The sequence below is a fragment of the Flavobacterium beibuense F44-8 genome, from assembly GCF_000769915.1.
In the GTDB taxonomy this organism is placed as follows: domain Bacteria; phylum Bacteroidota; class Bacteroidia; order Flavobacteriales; family Flavobacteriaceae; genus Flavobacterium; species Flavobacterium beibuense.
In genome coordinates this window covers 214,178-235,053 of record NZ_JRLV01000001.1, presented here as the reverse complement: position 1 = coordinate 235,053, position 20,876 = coordinate 214,178, and the positions used below count along the sequence as shown (strand labels likewise).

Here is a 20,876-nt window from a genome sequence, read left to right as displayed (position 1 = left end):
CATTTAAGCTAATTTTAATGTTTTCTTTTCTTACAAATGGGTAACTTTGTTATACTTACCTCAAATTACCTTACATGGGACTACAATCAAAAACTAAAAACCTGGGGCTGGCAGAACTCATTGCCATTGCTTTAGGAGGAATGGTAGGTGGTGGTATATTCACCATACTGGGAATATCTGTAGCAATAATAGGAAACGTAACCCCTTTTGCCATTATAGTGGGTGGTATTATAGCTTCGCTCGCCGCTTACTCTTATGTAAAACTTGGCGTATATTATAAAGATGAAGGTGCAACTTATGCCTTTTATAAAAAAACCTACCCTAAAACACCTTTTCTTGCTTCTGTTATCGGGTGGTATGTAATATTCGGGTATATAAGTACACTCGCGCTTTATGCCTATACCTTTTCCTCTTATGCTATAAGTAGTACTGATTTTTCAGACAACATGTGGGTTCGTAAAGCAATTGCACTTGGAATTATAGGCCTGTTTACAGCCATTAACCTTTGGAGTGTAAACGGTATGGGAAAAATTGAAGATATAATGGTATATACCAAACTGGTTTTACTCACCATAATATCGGTGGTACTTATGCAAAACGGAGACACCAGTTTTGCCAAATTTATGGAGACAATGGCTGTGGATGCCGAAAGATCCAGCATCATGAATATCCTTATCGTTTCATCAGTAACCTTTGTTGCTTTTGAAGGATTTCAACTCGTTATTAATGCCGTTAACGAAATGAAAGACCCCGACAAAAATATCCCGAGAGCCATATACAGTGCCATAGTTCTGGCAGTATTGATTTATGTGGTAATATCAATGGGGGCATTATTTGCCATACCTGCCGAAAAAATTATTGAGAACAAAGAATACGCCTTGGCATCGGGCGCGGGCGAAGTATTGGGTAAACTGGGCAGCACCATAGTTATAGCAGGGGCTTTACTGGCAACCAGCAGCGCCATTAGCGGAACCGTATTTGGAGCATCAAGACAGTTAGCTGCAATTGCAGATGATGGTTATTTCCCGGATATACTAACCAAAAGAACAAACCAAATCCCTAAAAACGCTACCCTTTTTATGGCCGCTTTTGCAGGTGTGTTAATCCTTATTGGCGGACTGGAACTTATACTGGAGTTTGGTAGCGTTACCTTTTTACTGGTGTCATTATTAATGGCTATTGCCAATTATAAAATAAAAGACAAAACTAAATCATCGGCGGTTATTACCGTGTTAGCCATTGCCGGACTCTCTTTAGGCAGCATCCTAATTTTATACTATGAACTCAAAAACAAATGGGAACAAATGGCTGCCATTGTAGTGCTTTACCTATTGCTTACAGCCGGAGCATGGTTTTACTCCAAAAGGCACCAGAAAAAAATACAACACAAAAACGCTGAAAATTAAACATCTGTTATTTATCTCAAAATTTTATGTTTCATTATTAATATTTTAATAATAAACAAACACATTTTTTACTGGATATTTTACTTTTATTTGAATTTTTACAGGCAATAACATTTTCATGAAGTGCGGGAGCTGATGGGAAAATTGTTCTGCTGCTTATAAGCCGAATAATTATTAAAAACCATAAAAATGAAAACCACTTACTTGAAACAGTTCGCGGTCCTGCTTATGGCTGGAGCGATTTGTTCATGCTCAAACGACTTTGAGCCCGTTTCTGAAGATGCTGCAACATCTCAGGACACCACAAAAGTGACAACAAAGGCCTTTCTTAGTCTGCCGATTAGTTACACAGACGAAAGTAGCTTTGTAAACTCACTATCATCGTATGGCTTCTTAGAGCCAGACGACATTAATCTTAACCGCTCTGGTACAAAAAGCGGTTACAACAGCGTATACGGATTTAACATTCCGTCAGCAAACCAGGTTACCGGTTTCAAATGGAACAGTGGTGACGAAAGTACAGAAGAATGGCGCCCACAGGGACTAACCGGTTTTAACTGGGGCGGCCGTAAATTCCTTTTGGCTACATGGTATGGTGTTGGTCCCGGTACTATTTCGGGAGTTTACAACCAGCACAAAGGTGTTCGTATTGCCCTTGTTGATATTACCGATATGAATAATATCACTTACAGGCACATCCTTTTAGTGCAGGACAAAAACAACATGAGCAACAGCAACCTGTACAGATCTACCAACTCTTACGATCAGTTAGACCTGTTTTGTCCGGTTACCATCCACGCAGGTGGCGTAGCTTATTCTAACAACAAAATTTATGTTGTGGATACCAAACTGGGTATGCGTGTGTTTGATATCAGAAAACTTATTGCAGTTTCGGGAGACAGCACCAAAAACCGTATAGGTCGTGAGGCAGACGGTACGCTAAAAGCATTCAACTATTCTTATGTACTTCCTCAAATTGGTTATTATGATATAGACAATGCAAATCCGTACTCATGTATCTCATTAGGTACAGGTAACGATGGTGAGGCAAGACTATGGACAGGTCAGTACCTTACGCCAAGTGATAACCAAACCCCTAAGATATACGGGTTTGCGCTTAACTCAAACGGACAGATTAATATGGGACAAACGATACAGCAACTTGAGCCACAGGATAACGCTACCGGAAATAACGGTCCGGTATACCGCGTACAGGGTGTTTACAGGAGAGGTCAGGCTTCTACCAGTTTAGTAACCACTACAGGAAACAGTAGCTACGAAGGTTCTACCGCACGTTTGGTACGTCACTACAGTGGTGATGGTGCCGGAACACGTTTCCGTTGGCCACATGGTGCAGAAGACCTATACTACGACAGCAGTACAGGTTACCTGTGGAACCTTACTGAATATGAAACTTCTAAATACGGACAGGACAACCGTTGCGTATTTGCAGTACGATACAGCGATTATGATTAATTGATTGTTTTGTTATCTGTTTTTCAAAGCACTTGTGTGGCATTCATACAAGTGCTTTTTTATGCATATAATCGAATAACATTCATTAAATCAAAATTTTACAGATATAATTGATATATTTAAAGTCATCAATCATTAAATCAATTATTAAAACTGTAAGAAATGAAAAAGTTAATTTTGAACTTTCTTGCTTTTGCTATATTTACAGGTATGGCAGCACAAGAAAAAACAGACCTTCCCGGGAATACTTCCCTCCCATCATCAAAACAGGAACTTGAAAAACTGGCAGCACAGGAAAAAGGCAGCTACAAGTATTCGGTAGAAGATTATTTCAAAAAACCGATGCAAAGCTCCTTTAAGTTTTCGCCCGATGGCAAGTTTTTTTCCTATATGGAAAAAGATGATAACGGGAAAAGACATGTGTATGTAAAAAACACAGCAACCGATAAAGTAACCCGTGTTATTGAAGAAGGTAAAGATCTCGTAAGGGGCTACGGATGGGCTAACAACAACAGGCTTATCTATATTATGGATAACGGAGGAAACGAAAACTTCCACTTGTTTGCCGTAAACCTTGATGGGGCTAACCAAAAGGAACTTACCCCGTTTGACGGCGTAAAGGTAAATGTGCTTAATATGCTGAAAGACCAAAAGGATTACATGATTATCGAAATGAACAAGGATAATCCGCAGGTATTTGAACCCTACAAAATCAATATCAATACAGGTGAACTGGAAAAACTCTTTGAAAACACCGATCTTTCCAACCCTATAAGCGGTTATGATTTTGACAAGGACGGTAATCTTAAAGCCTATACCCAGCAGCAAAACGGCACCGACTATGTTCTCTATTACAGGCTTGGTAACGACAAACCCTTTAAAAAAGCTAAGGAAACCAACTGGCAACAACAATTTTCCATACTGGAATTTAATTATGCTACTCCAAATCCGCACGATGCATACGTATTAACCAATCTGGATAATGATACCAAAGAAATTGTACTATATGATTTTGAAAAAGGCAAAACCATAAAAAAGATATTCTCTAATGATACTTATGACCTAAGTGGCACCGAAACTTCAAGAAAAAGAGGATATGAACTGGATGCTTATTACTACACGGGAGAAAAATCGGAAGTAGTACCCGTTAGCGAAACCTACAAAAAACTATATAAAAAGTTTAAAAAACAATTTGGCGACAAGGAAGTTGCAATCACTAATGTAACTGATGACGAAGACAAGTACCTGCTGTATGTAGGTAGTGATAAGCTTTACGGTATTTATTACTTTTATGATGCTGAAAAAGATACCTTTAAGGAAATATTCAACCTGATGCCTAACCTTAAGGAAAAAGATATGGCCGAAATGCGCCCTGTGAAATTTACCTCAAGGGACGGACTTACCGTTTACGGTTACCTAACCATACCTAACGAGGTTAAAAACGGGAAGAAAGTTCCGCTTATAGTAAACCCTCACGGCGGACCATACGGACCAAGAGATGTATGGGGCTTTAACCCCGAAACGCAACTTTTTGCCAGCAGGGGCTATGCTACACTACAGGTTAATTACAGAGGTTCCGGCGGATATGGTAAAGAATTTTACCTTGCCGGAAATAAACAGATAGGACGAAAAATGCTTAACGACCTTGAAGACGGTGTAGCTTACGTGAAATCACTTGGCATGATAGATGATTCTAAAATAGCCATTTACGGAGGTAGCTATGGCGGACTGGCAACTCTTGGAAGTCTTGTAAAAACACCTGATTTATATACCTGCGGAGTGGACTATGTAGGGGTATCTAATTTATTTACCTTCTTTAAATCGTTCCCTCCTTATTGGAAGCCTTACCTAAAACAGGTTTATGCCCAGTGGTACGATGAAACATCACAAACGGATATAGAAATAATGAAACAGGTATCTCCTGCCCTTAATGTAGACAAGATAACCAAACCTCTGTTTGTGGTACAAGGAGCCAACGACCCAAGAGTAAACATAAACGAATCAGACCAGGTAGTAGAAAACCTAAGGAAACGTGGTTTTGACGTACCGTACATGGTTAAATATAACGAAGGGCATGGTTTTGGACATGAAGACAACAGGCTTGAGCTTTACAAATGCATGGTGGGCTTTTTTGCAAAACATTTAAAACAATAACAAATCAGTTTACACATAAAAAGCCGGGTTTAGCACCCGGTTTTTTTTGTTTCCTATTTAATGTAAAATAGTATTTTTACCGCAAACATAAACTCAAATCCAACCATGAACAAACTAAAATTTTTAGCACTAAGTAGCATCGCATTGCTGTTTTCCTGTAGTAATTCAGATGATTCACAACCTACACAAAATGAACCAAACCTTGTTATAAGGCTAAAATTTGACAAAAATCAGGTACGCCTTAATAATTTAGGGCAACCCGCCGAAATAGGTGAAGGCAACGCAGCCCAAACCCCTATCGTAAATTACATGAGCGCCCATTATATTGAGCTTGCTCCAAACCTTTATACTCTTTTAGGCGACGGCGAGGTTATTTACAAAGGAGAAGAAACCACAGCAGGAGGTGCTCAGGCTATTGATTTTAACAAAGCCATACTGGGACAGGACGGCGAGGTTTTCCTCAGCATACCTTTAAGCCAGGTAAGCGCAGGCAATTATGACTGGGTAAGAGTTTCGGTATCGTATCAAAACGGAACAATTAAATTCTTAAACTCAGGTAACGAACTTACCGGGACCATGGCGAGTTTTATAGGCTACAACAACTACATTTCCTCTTTTGATATTAACGGACAAACCGTAGAGGTTAATGCTAATAAATTACAGGGATACTGGGCTTTTGAAACACTGGGCTATGTCATAGACGGTCAGGCTCCCGAAGGTGCTGTTACCGTACCAAACCCTTTGTTTGAATCGTCTCCTATACCACAGGGATCTTGTGTTTTAACAGGAGAATTTGAAAACGGACTTACCATTACAGGCAATGAAACAGAAGATATAACTATTAATCTTTCTTTCTCTATTAATAACAGTTTTGAATGGAACGAGGTAAATGTTGACGGTAAGTTTGAACCATCAGCAGGAGAAACCTTAACCGATATGGGACTTAGAGGACTTATACCTTCTGTGACCTACTAAACAATAAAAATAGTTTTATTTGAGCCTCCTATTAAGGGGGCTTTTTTATTTTGTATTGGGAAAATTTTAAGAAAACAAATCTTATCTTTAAAATAACCAACTATAATACAACATATTATGAGTAAAAAAACAAGCTATCCGTTTTTCTTTTTATTACTAACGATATTTATGATTTCCTGTGCCGGATCTAACACCCAAATAACGGGATCGTGGGCTAATAAAGAGAAAATTAAAAATGAGAATATAAAAAGCGTGTTCATCGCTGTACTAACTTCAAACATGAGTGCCAAAACCGTACTGGAAAACGAACTGGCATTTCAGGCAAGCCAGAGAGATGTAGAGAGTTTTAAAAGTCATAATGTATTTACACGAACTTTCACTAAAGACAATATGCCATCAAGAGAAGAACTTCTTGAAGTGATAAGAGCGACAAATGCTCAAACCATTTTTACCGTGGCATTAAAAGACAAAGAAACCTCTACACGATATGTTCCCGGTTCTACCTCTTACTACCCAATGGGTATGGGAATGGGATATTATGGTAATTTTTACGGATACTATTCCAATGTTTACCCTATGATGTACGATCCCGGATATTACACCACCGATAAAACCTATTACCTGGAAAGCAACTTATATGATACAGCTAGCGAAGAGCTTATTTGGTCGGCACAATCTGCCACTTACAACCCTAGAGATTTAGAGAATTTTGTAAAAGGTTATACCGAAACTCTTTTAAAACAACTGGAAAAAGACGGAATCATAAAAAAAGCTGAACTATAAGTTCAGCTTTTTTCTTTTATTATCTGTCGGTGTTTTGACGCTCTACCATCCATTGCGGATATTCTTTTGGCAGCGCACTCAATTCGTCAAGCAATTGTAAATCTTTTTCGGTTAGATCTACATCAACCGATTTGATATTGTCCTGAAGCTGACTGATATTTTTAGCACCTATAATTGTACTGGTAATTCCCTGCTGTTGGCGTACCCATGCTAGGGCTACCTGTGCCGAGGTTACATTGTGTGTATCCCCTATTTGTGTAAGTGCATCAACTATATCATAAGCTTTATCCTTATTTAAAGGAGGAAAATCAAACGTCTCCCTGCGCGATCCCGAAGCCTGACCTTCTCTTGTGTATTTCCCGGAAAGGAAACCACCCGCAAGGGGACTCCAGGGCATAATAGCAAGGTTTTGATCTAAAGCCAAAGGAACAATTTCTCTTTCAATATCACGCCCTGAAAGCGAATAGTAATATTGTAAGCCTATAAACTTATTCCATCCGTTCCTCTCTGCTATTCCCTGTGCTTTCATCACCATCCATGCCGGCCAGTTACATACGGCAATATACCTTACCTTACCCGATAGTACTATATCATTAAGCGCTCTCATGGTTTCTTCAACCGGAGTACGGTTATCCACACCATGCACATATAATATATCAATATGATCCAGTTGTAAACGTTGCAGGCTCTCATTAACAGAATTAAATATGTGGTAACGTGACAAACCAATACTGTTTGGCTTTTCATCCATACGACCACGCACTTTTGTAGCTATAACAAGTTCGTTTCTGTTCAGCCCTAAATCTTTTACAGACTGACCTAACAGCCTTTCAGATTCCCCATAAGAATACACATTAGCCGTATCTATAAAGTTAACTCCCGAATCTACTACAGCCTTCATTAGTCCGTTTACCTCTTCCTGCTGAATTTTACCAATAGCCTCCCAAAATCCTCTTCCGCCAAACGTCATGGTACCAAAGCAAATTTCAGAAACTAACAGTCCTGTGTTTCCTAAAAAATTGTACTTCATTGTTTTTTGATTTATATGATTAGAATTTTAACTGCTATGCAGTTACACAAATTTCATCATAATATCAGCGACTTATATTGCTCTAATCAATCAGATTATTACAAAATTCAAACAATTATCTTTTTGGAAGTACCGAAGCAATACTAAGTAATAATAGAGAAACAAAAACAGCTGCAGTACGAACGCTATGCCATTTGTTCCAAGGACCTTCAAAAGTTTCCCGCATACCTGAAACGGCCTCCTGACTTGCATTTCCTAAATCAAAAGCATTTAGCGTATCGTTTAAGGGCACATTCCCTAATACAGTAATACCAAACAGACCTATGACATAAAACGCTGCCGAAAGACTATATAATGTAAAATTGATTGTAAGCTTCCCATTATACTGTAAATAGGCATTTAAAGGAAGTAAAACAACCGTCCCAAAAAAGCAGATAAAAAATACCGGATTAAGTATTGCCCTATTTATAGATTGCATTGCCAAAAGATAGGCAGAATCATTAAGTTGACTAAGTCCTGAGTTTACAGAAAATGAATAAGAAAAAAAATAACCCGGCCATGAGCGCCGTAGACAATAAAGTTAAAATATGAATAATAGAAGTAAAAGTATTCATAATATAATCTTTTTGAGTTGATAGTAGCTTCTAAACGGTTTTGGAAAAATACAACAAAAAATATATTATGCAAAAAAAGAAAGGGCTATAACAAGCTGATTATCAGAAACAGTAACCCTATAAAATGAAAAACCCTTCTATTCGAAAATAGAAGGGAAGCCGGTAAACCACACCTTACCTTAATTTATCCGGCTTTTTTTTATCTTTATACGAAGATATGCATTTTTTGGTTTTAAAAATTAAATAATTATTTAATTTTTAATTACACTACAAAGTAACAAAAAATAGTTGAATTAACCTCGCGTTTCTTTCCTTAAATTCGCCATTTTAACAGCGACGATAGCAGCCTCGGTACCTTTATTACCGTGTTTGCCACCGCTACGATCAATAGCCTGCTGTAAAGTATTGTCTGTCAGCACACAAAAAACCACCGGAACATCGGTTAAAATATTCAGGTCTTTAATACCTTGCGCAACTCCTTCACAAACAAAATCAAAATGTTTAGTTTCACCCTGTATTACACTGCCTATAGCTATAACAGCATCTACATTTTGGGTATCAATCATTCTTTTTGATCCATAAATAAGCTCAAAACTTCCCGGCACATCCCATTTTACAATGTTTTCTTCTTTAGCGCCGTTTTCAATTAAAGCCTCAAAAGCTCCTTTATATAAATTTTCAGTAATGGATTCATTCCATTCTGAAACAACAATCCCAAACCGAAAATCTTTCGCGCTTGGGACCATGTTTTTATCGTATTGTGATAAATTCTTGTTAGCTGTAGCCATTACAGTTATTCTGTTGCTGCTATATAAGCATCAATATTATTAGCTTCAGGAGCCGACTCATATTTCGTTTTTAACTCGTTGAAATATTTGTTAGCCTCTTCTTTTTTACCTAATGTTAAAGCAGTTTGACCTGCTTTGAAAAGAAAACGAGGTGTAGCAAGAGCATCATCACCCATTTTTGCAGCTTCAGCATAATACTTTAAAGCTTCTTCGTTTTCACCTGTTTGAGCAAAAGCATCACCAATTCCTCCTTTAGCAAGAATACCGGTTGTTAACTCTTTACCTTTATATTCCTGTAAACGCTCTACAGCTTCTTTATATTTACCTGTATTAAGGTAAGCCATACCAGCCATATAATTAGCTACGTTTGCAGCATCTGTACCAGAATAGTTTTCAACGATAGATAAAAGTCCCATTTTAGCTTCTCCACCATTAAGTGCAAGATTGTATAATGAATCTTTCTCTGTTATTGTTGTAGCATTAGAAGCCTGAATAAAGTACTGTTGCGCCTGGAATGAATCGTTAGCAGCTTCAGTTTCTTTTGGCTCAACTACAACGCGTCCATAAAACAAATAACCTACAAGAGCAACTGCTATTACAGCAACTGCAATAATGATTGGTTTTTGGTTATTGGCTACCCATTCTTCAGTCCTTGAGGCTTTTTCGTCAAGTGTATTGAACACTTCCTCAGTTGTACTTTGACCGTCAAAAGTTTCTTCCGGTTCTACTTCGTTCACCTCAGCTGGTTTTGGAGCTTTATATCCTCTTTTGTTATATGTTGCCATCTAATTTAATTTAGTGAGCCGCAAAAATAAAATTTTTATTGAATATTAAAATACCTTTTTGTCGATATTTTTCAATAATTTGCATGCTCTTTTTATAAAAGTATACTAATTATACAATGTTCTCACTATCAAGAACACAGTTACAAATGTACCTAAAAAATTTATCCCTCCTAAACTACAAGAATATATCTGAAGGCAATTTTGAGTTTGACTCAAAAATTAATTGTTTTGTGGGAAAAAACGGAATAGGCAAAACAAATGTACTGGATGCAATATACCATTTATCTTACGGAAAAAGCTATTTTAACCCTCTTGCTATACAAAATATAAAGCACGGAGAGGATTTTTTTGTAATAGACGGCACTTTTGAAAAGAATGACAGAAGTGAACAAATTGTATGCAGCCTTAAAAAAGGACAGAAAAAAGTTTTAAAACGAAACGGAAAAGCATACGATAAGTTTTCAGAACACATAGGCTTCATACCTCTGGTTATCATTTCCCCTTCAGACAATGATCTTATTATGGAAGGAAGCGAAACCAGGCGTAAGTTTATAGACAGTGTTATTTCACAACTGGATCCCACTTACCTGCAGGAACTCATAAGCTATCAAAAGGTTATTGCCCAGCGAAATGCCTTACTTAAATATTTTGCCCTTAACCACACTTTTGATAAAGAGACACTGGGTATATATAATGAGCAGTTAACCGCATTAGGCCATTCGGTATTTGAGAAAAGAAAAAAATTCCTGGCCGACTTCATTCCTATTTTCAACGCACACCATCATGCCATAACCAGCTCGGCAGAAAACATATCATTAGTATACCAAAGTCAGCTGCATGAGCAAACACTTGATAAGCTACTGGAAGAAAACCTGCAACGTGACAGGGTACTGCAATATACTAGTGTAGGCATACATAAAGATGACCTTTCGTTTGAGATAGATGAACATCCTATTAAAAAATTCGGATCACAGGGACAGCAAAAATCTTTTCTGATTGCGCTTAAGCTTGCCCAGTTTGACTTTATGAAGAAACAAAGCGGCGTACTCCCTATCCTTTTATTTGATGATATTTTTGATAAGCTTGATGAGACCCGGGTTTCTAAAATAGTACAAATGGTAAACGACAAGGTTTTTGGACAGATTTTTATATCTGACACCCACCCTGAACGTACCGAAGAAATTGTGAAGTCTACTCACCAAAGTTATCGTATCTTTACCTTATAACTTATACAATTATGTTACCAGCAACCATACTTCCGTTTCTGGAAGACCTTAAACAAAATAACTACCGTGATTGGTTTCAGGCAAATCAAAAAAGATATGCCGAATATAAAAAAGACTACAAAGCTGTAACCGAAGCCCTGATTAGGGAAGTTAGCACTGGCGACGAGTCATTAAAGCATCTGGAGTTTAAAAACTGCTCTTTCAGAATAAACAGAGATATTCGTTTCTCTAAAGACAAATCTCCCTATAAAACCAATATGGGGATATGGATGTCGGCAGGAAATAAGGAATTCAACATGGGTGGTTATTACCTCCATATAGAAAAAGGAGCCAGCTTTATTGCAGGAGGACTACACATGCCTGACCCGGTTTCTCTGAAAAAAATGCGCCGTGAGATTGCAGGTTTTTACGAAGACCTTGAAGAGATACTGGAAAATAAGGAATTCAAAAAACTTTACGGAACACTGGACAGGGAACAAAGCCTGAAAACTGCTCCTAAAGATTATGATAAAGACCATCCGGCAATTGAGTTTTTAAAACTGAAAAGCTTTACAGTAACACATAAGCTTAGCGATAAAGACCTTGCCAGTAAAAACTTTATTAAAGAGACTGCAAAAAAATTATTGGTTATGCAACCGTTTATAGAGTATATAAACCGCGCAATGACTACCGAGGAGTAGTTAAAATATGTAATTTTGCCATCGGTAAACTAACCCATAACTATGGAAATTATTTCAAACTACCCGCTTAAAAATCATAATACTTTTGGAATTGAGGCTTTTGCCGATGAATTTGTTTCAGTTAACTCTGTAAACGAACTTAAAGAAGTTCTTCAGGAAAACTCAGGCAAACAAAAATTCATACTTGGAGGCGGCAGTAATATGCTGCTCACCCAAAACATCCATTCATTAGTTATACATGTAAACCTTAAAGGTAAAGAGGTCGTTTTTGAAGATGACAACCATGTACATTTAAAAGCCATGGCTGGCGAAAACTGGCATGAGTTTGTACTTTACACCATACAACACAATTATGGCGGATTGGAAAACCTGTCATTAATCCCCGGTAATGTAGGCACTACCCCTATACAAAACATAGGCGCTTACGGTACCGAGATAAAAGACACCTTTGTATCGTGTGAAGCTATGGATATCGCAACACAGCAAATAAAAATCTTTACAAAAGAAGAATGTGAGTTTGCCTATCGTGAAAGTATTTTCAAGAATAGTTTAAAAAACAAATACATTATAGTATCGGTTACATACAGGCTTACTAAAAAAGACCATAAAATCAATACAGCTTATGGTGATATTATGGCACAGCTAACCGAAAAAAATATAATAACGCCAAGTATAAAAGATGTTAGCGATGCGGTAATAAACATCCGGCAAAGTAAATTACCCGACCCAAAAGAACTGGGCAACAGCGGTAGCTTTTTCAAAAACCCTATTATCTCAAAAGAAGCGTTCGATTTGGTTTATCACAAACATCCTGAAATGCCACACTATATAATTTCTGAAACCGAAGTAAAAGTACCCGCCGGCTGGCTTATAGAACAGTCAGGCTTTAAAGGCAAACGCTTTGGCGACGCAGGTATACATTCAAGGCAGGCTTTGGTATTAGTAAACTATGGCAACGCCACCGGGCAGGAATTATTGGACTTATCCCTAAAAATACAGGAAACCGTATATAATAACTTCGGCATCCGTATTGAGGCTGAAGTTAATATTATATAGTTTTTTTATTACAATTATTACCTAACACTTAACAACAAACAAAAGGAAGAAACAAGACTTTTTCCTAATTTTGCACCATTAAAACGCCAATCAAAAAATACCTGTATGCTTAACATTACCTTCTATATATTTATCGGTATTACCGCAATACAACTATTTTATTACCTTATTGTTTTCGGAAAATTTGCTTTTTCAAAACCAGATAAAGTCAGCCCGAAAAAAATCCCTGTTTCTGTTATTGTTTGTGCTAAGAACGAGGCAGAAAACCTAAAAAAATATGTTCCCCTTATTGCCGAACAAAATTATCCCGACTTTGAAGTAGTACTTATAGACGATGCCTCTAGCGATGAAACACTCGATGTACTTGAAGAGTTTGAACAACAGTACTCAAACGTACGTTTGGTTAAGGTAGAAAATAACGAAGCCTTTTGGGCTAATAAAAAATTTGCAGTTACCTTAGGTATCAAAGCTGCTACAAAAGACTATCTATTATTTACTGACTCTGACTGCTACCCTTCTTCAAACGAATGGTTGTCACAAATGAGCGCACAGTTTACCCAAACAAAAACCATTGTACTGGGATATGGCGCTTATGAAAAAGTAAAACGCTCTTTTCTTAATAAAATAATCCGTTTTGACGAAATGCTTAGGGCAACACAATATATGTCGTGGGCAAAAATGGGATCACCTTATACCGGTGAAGGCCGTAACATGGCTTACAAAAAAGAGGAATTCTTTAACGCTAATGGCTTTATGAGCCACATGCATGTAAGAAGCGGTGAAGATGCCATGTTTGTTAATCAGGTAGCTACAGGTAAAAACACTACAATTTGTTATACCCCCGAAAGCTTTACCTATTGTCCTCCAAAAAAATCATTCGGGCAATGGTTTGCACAAAAAAAGAGACAGATATACCTGCACTCGCAATTTAAAACCGGAGACAAGATAAAAATACGTCTGTTTTTTATAGCCCAGCTATTATTTCCTCTATTCGCTGCCGGACTTTTAATTGCCGGTTTTGACTGGATGTTTGTTGTACCTGTAATAGGCTTCCGTTACCTTATAGCATGGTTAACCGTAGGCTACAGCGCAGGTAAGCTAAAGGAGAAAGATGTAATATACTGGTTCCCTTTTATCGAAATATTCCTTATCTTCACACAGCTTAATGTTTATATAAGCAACATGTTCTCTAAACCTGTACTTTGGAAATAAACTCTCAACTTATACAAAGCAATATAGAAAAGGCAAAAAAGGGCGACCAGGTTGCCTTTACTTTTTTATTAGATTTTTTTTGGAACGAGGTATATGGCTTTATGCTTAAACGTACACAAAACGAGACTGATACCGAGGATATTGTTATAGAAACATTCGCAAAAGCTTTTGACAGGATAGCTACTTATAATCCTGAATATGCCTTTAATACGTGGCTTATAGCCATTGCTAAAAATGTACATATAGACATTTTAAGAAAAAAGAAATCCTCACTGTTTATAGAAATCACAGACGAGCAAAATCAACAGGCGTACAATATTGCAGACAGCTCCCCCAGCGCAGAGGATGAACTGATTAAGGAACAAAACCTTTCCAGTCTTCTGGAGTGCATTAAGCAGTTAAAATCACACTATCAGGAAGTAATACAGCTACGCTATTTTCAGGAACTTAGCTATCAGGAAATCGCCGAACAGCTTAACGAACCTCTTAATAACGTAAAGATAAAACTGCTAAGAGCAAAAAAACTACTTGCCGATATTATACGCAATGGTAAAAAGAAAAAATAAAACTATTCTTTTCTGCCCTACTCAACCTTCTTTATCTGTAGAAAACACTTTTACATCTCATAGATAAACAAGGATATTTTTCTTAATGTAAAAAATCACTTTTTTACACAATAAAATATTATAAGAATTTTATAGTATTTCTTACAATATCAAAAACACCGAAAACGTTTTAGTATAAAAATCATTCCTTATTAACAAACTTTAAATCATCTTATTATGTCAAAAGTAAGCGTTTTCGAAAAAAAATGGATAGACCTTGTTTTTGAAGGCCGTAACCAAAAATACGGAGCCTACCAGCTTCGTCAGCAAAACCCTAAACATACAGTTATTGCCTTATTTCTGGGCGTTGCTCTAGTAGTAGGTTTAATTTCCATACCTGTAATTGCAAACAGACTAGGCCCTAAACCTGAACCAGTGGTTGCTGAAAATAAAACTATTCTTGACGAAACTATCGTTATTACAGATTTAACAAACGAGGTTACTCTTCCTGATGTACCGGAACCGGAGCCTGTTATACCGGAACCACCTGCAGAAGCTGCAGCACCTGTAACCGCTACGACAGAATTTACAACACCTGTTATAGTAAGTGCTAACGAGGTAACTGCTACTTTACCTACTATGGAAGACTTTGAAAACTCAGACCCAGGGCAGGTAACTACACCGGGTAACCCTAACGGAGAAATAAATATTGGCACACCAAACGGAACAGGAGATCGCACAGATGGCGGAACCACTAACGGAGACGAAAACGGAACCGGTATAATAGAATATATTAAAGTAGACGTAAAACCTGATTTTCCGGGAGGACTATCTGTTTTTTACGAAACGGTTAGCAGAAGATTCAACGCGCCGGATATTGGCAAAGACATGACGCTTAGAGTATTTGTTTCATTTATTGTGGAAAAAGACGGAACAATGTCAAACATAAAAGTGCTAAGAGATCCGGGATACGGAATGGGTGATGAAGCTATTAGAGTACTTAAAAGCATTAAAACAAAATGGAATCCGGGTATTAAAAACGGTAAGCCTGTAAGAACAGCTTACAACTTACCCGTAACCCTTAACATAAGATCATAAAAAAAGCCCCTGATTAGGGGCTTTTTCTTTATAAAAGAATAACATTTTTAGAGCTTTAGCCATAAAAATGAATCATTACATAATATCCACAAATATACCTTATCTTTGCAGTCTAAAGTTTTTATTATGGAAACCGTATTAGATACTGCAAAACCAACTGCCCAAAACGGACTGCTTACTCAAAAGCCTAAATGGCTTAGGGTTAAGCTACCTACAGGGAAAAAATATACTGAATTAAGAGGACTGGTAGATAAGTATAAACTGCATACTATATGTACATCAGGAAGCTGCCCTAACATGGGTGAATGCTGGGGTGAAGGGACCGCTACTTTCATGATACTGGGTAATGTTTGTACACGTTCATGTGGTTTTTGTGGTGTTAAAACCGGAAGACCCGAAACGGTAGATTGGGATGAGCCGGAAAAAGTGGCACGTTCTATCAAACTAATGAACATTAAACATGCCGTTATTACCAGTGTAGACCGTGACGACCTTAAAGACGGAGGTTCTATTATATGGGCCGAAACCGTTAAGGCTATCCGCAGGATGAACCCTACCACCACACTGGAAACTCTTATACCTGACTTTCAGGGAATTGAAAGAAACATAGATCGTATTATTGAGGTTGCCCCAGAGGTTGTTTCTCACAATATGGAAACAGTAAAAAGACTTACTCGTGAGGTACGTATACAGGCAAAATACGAGCGTAGCCTTGAAGTACTTCGCTACCTTAAGGACAATGGCATTAACCGCACAAAATCGGGTATTATGCTTGGACTTGGCGAAACCGAAGAAGAGGTTATCCAAACAATGCACGATTTAAGAGCTGTAAACCTTGATGTACTTACTATAGGCCAGTACCTGCAGCCAAGTAAAAAACACCTTCCTGTAAAAGAGTTTATCACTCCGGATCAGTTTAAGAAATATGAGGAAATAGGCCTTGAGCTTGGTTTCCGCCATGTAGAAAGCGGCGCTCTTGTACGTTCTTCATACAAAGCACAAAAACACATCCTTTAATAGCTTTTTGCTGTAATTGTTTTTAAAACAATGGACAAAAAAATAAAGATTGCCATAAACGGTTTCGGTCGCATAGGCCGAAACCTTTTCAGGCTCTTACTTAACCACCCTGAAATTGAAGTGGTAGCCATTAATGATATTGCCGATGCAAAAACAATGGCTCACCTTATTAAGTATGACAGTATTCACGGCATACTACCCCATGAAGTTACCCATACCGAAACTTCGATTATCATTGATGGTAAAAGCTTTCCTTTTTTAAGAAACAGACAAGTTAAGGATATTAACTGGGCTCAGTTTGACATTGATATTGTTGTGGAATCTACGGGAAAATTTAAAACTCTTGAAGATGCCAACCAACATCTTGAGGCAGGAGCCAAACGAGTATTACTTTCGGCACCACCGGAAGACGACAGGATAAAAACTGTTGTACTGGGAGTGAACGAACACATACTTGAAGGTACAGAAAAAGTGGTCTCTAACGCCAGCTGTACTACCAACAATGCAGCACCAATGATGAAGGTGATTAATGACCTTTGCGGAATTAATCAGGCTTACATCACAACAGTACACTCTTACACTACAGATCAAAGCCTGCACGACCAGCCACATAAAGATTTAAGACGTGCCCGCGGTGCGGCACAATCCATAGTACCTACAACCACAGGTGCCGCAAAGGCGCTTACCAAAATTTTCCCTGAGTTTGATGGCAAAATTGGCGGTAGTGGTATACGCGTACCGGTACCAGACGGTTCACTAACCGATATTACCTGCTATGTAAAACGTGAGGTGAGTATTGAAGAGATAAACAGCGCCTTCAAAAAAGCATCAGAAAACGAACTGAAAGATATACTTGCCTACACCGAAGACCCTATAGTATCGGTAGATATTTTAGGCAACAGGAATTCATGCCTTTTCGATTCACAGCTTACATCAGCACTGGATAAAATGGTAAAAGTAGTAGGATGGTATGATAACGAAATAGGTTATTCATCAAGGATAATAGACCTTATTCTTCATTTAAATAAATAAGCTAGTAACGGGCAATCAGCTCTTTTATAAGCATTCGTACTTTAGGCTCGGCTTTTGCTGCAGCCTCTAGCACCTCTTTATGACTTACGGTCGCCACACTTTTTTCATCACTTATATCGGTAATTACCGAAACACCAAAGCATTCCATCCCCATGTGTTTGGCGACAATAACTTCAGGCACGGTAGACATGCCTACGCAATCAGCACCCAGTATTTTTACCATTCGGTATTCAGCATGTGTTTCAAAAGTAGGCCCCTGTAACCCAAGGTATATTCCGTCCTTCACATCAATCTGCAATTCAACAGCAATTTCCTTCGCCTTATTGATCATTTCATGACTGTATGGTTCGCTCATATTTACAAAGCGCGGACCGAAACGCTCGTCATTAGCACCTCGCAAAGGGTGCTGAGGCATAAAATTGATATGATCATAAATCAGGACAATATCCCCTACTCTGTAAAACGGATTAACACCTCCCGAAGCATTAGAGACTATAAGGTGTTCCACACCTAAAAATTTCATTACCCTAACCGGAAAAGTAACCTCCTGCATACTGTAACCCTCATAATAATGAAAGCGCCCCTGCATGGCAACCACGCTTTTGTTTCCTATTTTTCCAAATATTAAATTGCCGTGATGCCCAGCCACAGTAGTTTGCGGAAAATTTGGGATATCCTTATAGGGGATAGTAAATTCCACATCGATATCATCGGGAAAGTTTCCCAACCCTGAACCTAATATGAGTCCGAATGACGGAGTATAACTGTTTTTTTCTTTAAGATAATTAACCGTTTGCTGAACTTTTTCCCACATAGTTTAAAACTGTTTTATTAAAATCGTCTCCGTTAGTAATAAAAGAAGTTTTTATAGGCAGATAAAACAGTTTACCGGCAGGCATTTTATCTTTAAGCCTTACATAATCCTTTTCGGTAGTTACCACAATCCTGTCTTTTGCGGCAGCAAGTATATCATCAATATCCTTAGCTGAAAAATCATGATGATCAGGATAGGTCAAACATACATCAGAACTGTTTTTTAACTGATCGAAAAACGGTTTTGGTTTAGCTATTCCGGCAACCAGTACCTTATCTTTTTCCTTTACTTCTTTTGTAGAAATTTCACTGTCATCCCCATAAACAACAATATCATATTCTATTGTAGTAAAGTACACCTTTTGCTCGGGTTGCGGTCGTAATTTTTTCTTAATTTTTTCCTGCTCTGCTTCTGTTATATCCGCAGGGCATTTGGTCACCACAATCACATCTGCTCTCTTGGCTCCGCTTCTACCCTCACGCAGGTTCCCCGCAGGTAATAAATAATCATCGGCATAAATATCACCATAGGCAGTAAGCAGTATATAAAAACCTGCTTTAACCTTACGGTGTTGGTAAGCATCATCAAGTACAATTACTTCAGGACTCGGATTAAGTTGTAATAAGTTATCAATACCGTTTACCCTGTTAGCATCTACCGCCACATTAATATCAGGAAACTTACTGTAAAACTGATATGGCTCATCTCCCAGTATATCGGCATTCGCATTAATATCCGCCAAAACATATCCTTCCGATTTTCTTTTATAACCCCTGCTTAAGGTGGCAAGTCTGTAATTATCTTTAAGTAACCGTATTAAGTATTCGGTTTGAGGCGATTTACCAGTACCTCCGGTACTCAGGTTACCAATAGCAATAACAGGCACACTAAACTGCTGTGACTTTAAAAAACCTGTATCGTATAAAAAATTACGTACAGCCATAACAAGCCAATACAGTAAGGAGAAGGGAAGTAAAATTTTCCTGATTAATTTCATACTACGAATGTAAAATTTTTTACCCTATTAATTCAACTTCGGCATTGTCTTACACACAATAATTTTTAAATTTGGACTTACGCTATACCATTTTCATGAAAATAAAAGATATACTTGCCGTTTTAGAGCAAATGGCTCCGTTAGCCTATGCCGAAGATTTTGACAATGTAGGCCTGCTTACCGGTAACAGCAATAACGAAGTCACCGGAGTACTGGTATGCCATGATGCCCTGGAAAACGTTGTTGATGAAGCCATTGCAAAAAACTGCAATCTTATAGTTTGTTTTCACCCTATATTATTTTCGGGACTCAAAAAAATTACCGGAAAAAATTATGTGGAGCGTAGCATTATTAAAGCGATAAAAAATGATATTGCCATTTATGCTGTACACACCGCTTTAGACAACCATAAACATGGTGTAAACAAAATATTTTGTGATGCTTTAGGATTAAAAAACACTTCTGTTTTAATTCCAAAAGAAAACTACATCCGTAAACTTATCACTTTCACCATTCCTGAAAATGTAGAAAAACTCCGTAATGCATTGTTTGATGCCGGAGCCGGAAACATAGGCAATTATGAAAACTGTAGCTTTACCTCACAGGGGTTTGGTTCCTATCAGGGAAATGAAGACAGTAATCCTGCTATAGGATTGCCTGGTGATTTTGTAGAAGATAAAGAGATTAAAGTCGAGGTAACTTTTGAAAAACATCTGGAATCTAAAATACTGAAAGCCCTTTTTAACAACCATGTTTATGAAGAAGTAGCCTATGAGATTTACAGCCTTGAAAACAGACATCAAAATATTGGTTTAGGGATGATAGGCGAATTTGAACAGCCTATGGATGAGAAGAACTTCCTGCTTTTTGTGAAAGAAAAAATGGAAGCCGGAGGTATAAGGCACAGTGCTTTTACAGACAAACCAATTAAAAAAGTAGCTGTATTGGGAGGCTCAGGGAGTTTTGCCATAAAAAGTGCTATTGCTAAAGGAGCAGACGCTTTTTTAACTGCCGATTTAAAATATCATCAGTTTTATGAAGCAGAAAACAGGCTTTTACTGGCTGACATAGGACATTTTGAGAGCGAACGTTACACAAAAAATTATATTGCCGAATATTTAAGCCAGCGAATAAACATCAATGTAGTAGTAGCAGAAACTAATACTAACCCTGTTAACTACCTTTAAT

At 37.8% G+C, this 20,876-nt stretch carries 20 protein-coding genes; 14 read left to right on the top strand and 6 right to left on the bottom strand.

The features are described 5' to 3' along the window. Nucleotides 1–74: 74 nt before the first annotated feature. From Q763_RS01100 to Q763_RS01080, 5 genes are all read left to right on the top strand, one after another. Nucleotides 75–1,406, top strand: a complete 1,332-nt coding sequence (locus tag Q763_RS01100; RefSeq protein ID WP_035130178.1) for an APC family permease — start codon at nucleotides 75–77, stop codon at nucleotides 1,404–1,406. Nucleotides 1,407–1,595: 189 nt separating this feature from the next. Further along, on the top strand, nucleotides 1,596–2,882 hold the full coding sequence (locus Q763_RS01095) for a hypothetical protein (RefSeq protein WP_035130176.1): 1,287 nt from the start codon (nucleotides 1,596–1,598) through the stop codon (nucleotides 2,880–2,882). Nucleotides 2,883–3,044: 162 nt separating this feature from the next. Further along, a complete protein-coding gene (locus Q763_RS01090) occupies nucleotides 3,045–5,036 on the top strand; it encodes a S9 family peptidase (protein ID WP_035130174.1) in 1,992 nt (663 codons plus the stop codon). Nucleotides 5,037–5,141: 105 nt separating this feature from the next. Beyond that, nucleotides 5,142–6,011: a hypothetical protein gene (locus Q763_RS01085; RefSeq protein WP_035130172.1), complete on the top strand. Its 870-nt coding sequence runs from the start codon at nucleotides 5,142–5,144 to the stop codon at nucleotides 6,009–6,011. A 117-nt stretch (nucleotides 6,012–6,128) separates the two neighbouring features. Further along, a complete protein-coding gene (locus Q763_RS01080; RefSeq protein WP_035130171.1) occupies nucleotides 6,129–6,794 on the top strand; it encodes a hypothetical protein in 666 nt (221 codons plus the stop codon). Nucleotides 6,795–6,813: 19 nt separating this feature from the next. Here the strand turns inward: Q763_RS01080 and Q763_RS01075 are convergent, their stop codons facing one another. The 4 genes from Q763_RS01075 to Q763_RS01060 all read right to left on the bottom strand — a co-directional run bounded on the left by Q763_RS01075 (nucleotide 6,814) and on the right by Q763_RS01060 (nucleotide 10,011). Next, nucleotides 6,814–7,824 carry an aldo/keto reductase gene (locus tag Q763_RS01075; protein WP_035130169.1) on the bottom strand — a complete coding sequence of 337 codons (1,011 nt, stop codon included), beginning with the start codon at nucleotides 7,822–7,824 and terminating at the stop codon, nucleotides 6,814–6,816. 115 nt (nucleotides 7,825–7,939) lie between these two features. Then, on the bottom strand, nucleotides 7,940–8,302 hold the full coding sequence (locus Q763_RS01070; RefSeq protein WP_052123170.1) for an anthrone oxygenase family protein: 363 nt from the start codon (nucleotides 8,300–8,302) through the stop codon (nucleotides 7,940–7,942). Nucleotides 8,303–8,731: 429 nt separating this feature from the next. Further along, nucleotides 8,732–9,226: a 6,7-dimethyl-8-ribityllumazine synthase gene (gene ribH / locus Q763_RS01065; RefSeq protein WP_035130167.1), complete on the bottom strand. Its 495-nt coding sequence runs from the start codon at nucleotides 9,224–9,226 to the stop codon at nucleotides 8,732–8,734. Nucleotides 9,227–9,231: 5 nt separating this feature from the next. Then, on the bottom strand, nucleotides 9,232–10,011 hold the full coding sequence (locus tag Q763_RS01060; protein ID WP_035130164.1) for a tetratricopeptide repeat protein: 780 nt from the start codon (nucleotides 10,009–10,011) through the stop codon (nucleotides 9,232–9,234). Nucleotides 10,012–10,157: 146 nt separating this feature from the next. Between Q763_RS01060 and recF the strand changes: the two genes are divergently transcribed. The 8 genes from recF (at nucleotide 10,158) to gap (ending at nucleotide 17,877) form a co-directional block, all read left to right on the top strand. Further along, nucleotides 10,158–11,237, top strand: coding sequence for a DNA replication/repair protein RecF (recF, locus tag Q763_RS01055; RefSeq protein ID WP_035130642.1), 1,080 nt, complete (start codon nucleotides 10,158–10,160; stop codon nucleotides 11,235–11,237). Nucleotides 11,238–11,248: 11 nt separating this feature from the next. Beyond that, the gene (locus tag Q763_RS01050; protein WP_035130161.1) at nucleotides 11,249–11,917 is read left to right on the top strand and encodes a DUF2461 domain-containing protein; all 669 of its coding nucleotides are present in this window, start codon (nucleotides 11,249–11,251) and stop codon (nucleotides 11,915–11,917) included. A gap of 42 nt (nucleotides 11,918–11,959) precedes the next feature. Next, nucleotides 11,960–12,973 (top strand): UDP-N-acetylmuramate dehydrogenase, encoded by a 1,014-nt coding sequence (murB, locus tag Q763_RS01045; protein ID WP_035130158.1) that lies wholly within the window; start codon nucleotides 11,960–11,962, stop codon nucleotides 12,971–12,973. Nucleotides 12,974–13,078: 105 nt separating this feature from the next. Continuing rightward, nucleotides 13,079–14,185 carry a glycosyltransferase gene (locus Q763_RS01040; protein WP_035130156.1) on the top strand — a complete coding sequence of 369 codons (1,107 nt, stop codon included), beginning with the start codon at nucleotides 13,079–13,081 and terminating at the stop codon, nucleotides 14,183–14,185. Continuing rightward, nucleotides 14,176–14,751 carry an RNA polymerase sigma factor gene (locus Q763_RS01035; protein WP_035130153.1) on the top strand — a complete coding sequence of 192 codons (576 nt, stop codon included), beginning with the start codon at nucleotides 14,176–14,178 and terminating at the stop codon, nucleotides 14,749–14,751. Before Q763_RS01040 ends, Q763_RS01035 begins: the two co-directional genes overlap by 10 nt. A gap of 216 nt (nucleotides 14,752–14,967) precedes the next feature. After that, a complete protein-coding gene (locus tag Q763_RS01030) occupies nucleotides 14,968–15,828 on the top strand; it encodes an energy transducer TonB (protein ID WP_035130148.1) in 861 nt (286 codons plus the stop codon). A 126-nt stretch (nucleotides 15,829–15,954) separates the two neighbouring features. Further along, complete coding sequence (lipA, locus tag Q763_RS01025; protein ID WP_035130145.1) at nucleotides 15,955–16,845, top strand: lipoyl synthase; 891 nt, start codon at nucleotides 15,955–15,957, stop codon at nucleotides 16,843–16,845. A gap of 30 nt (nucleotides 16,846–16,875) precedes the next feature. Next, complete coding sequence (gap, locus tag Q763_RS01020) at nucleotides 16,876–17,877, top strand: type I glyceraldehyde-3-phosphate dehydrogenase (protein ID WP_035130113.1); 1,002 nt, start codon at nucleotides 16,876–16,878, stop codon at nucleotides 17,875–17,877. Between the two features lies 1 nt (nucleotide 17,878). Here gap and Q763_RS01015 read toward each other — a convergent pair whose 3' ends face one another. Further along, complete coding sequence (locus Q763_RS01015; protein ID WP_035130110.1) at nucleotides 17,879–18,691, bottom strand: purine-nucleoside phosphorylase; 813 nt, start codon at nucleotides 18,689–18,691, stop codon at nucleotides 17,879–17,881. Further along, the gene (gene lpxK / locus Q763_RS01010) at nucleotides 18,663–19,688 is read right to left on the bottom strand and encodes a tetraacyldisaccharide 4'-kinase (protein ID WP_035130107.1); all 1,026 of its coding nucleotides are present in this window, start codon (nucleotides 19,686–19,688) and stop codon (nucleotides 18,663–18,665) included. The genes Q763_RS01015 and lpxK overlap by 29 nt, the downstream gene beginning before the upstream one ends. A 95-nt stretch (nucleotides 19,689–19,783) precedes the next feature. Here lpxK and Q763_RS01005 point away from each other — a divergent pair, with 95 nt between their 5' ends. Then, a complete protein-coding gene (locus tag Q763_RS01005; protein ID WP_035130103.1) occupies nucleotides 19,784–20,875 on the top strand; it encodes a Nif3-like dinuclear metal center hexameric protein in 1,092 nt (363 codons plus the stop codon). The last annotated feature ends 1 nt before the right edge of the window (nucleotide 20,876 follow it).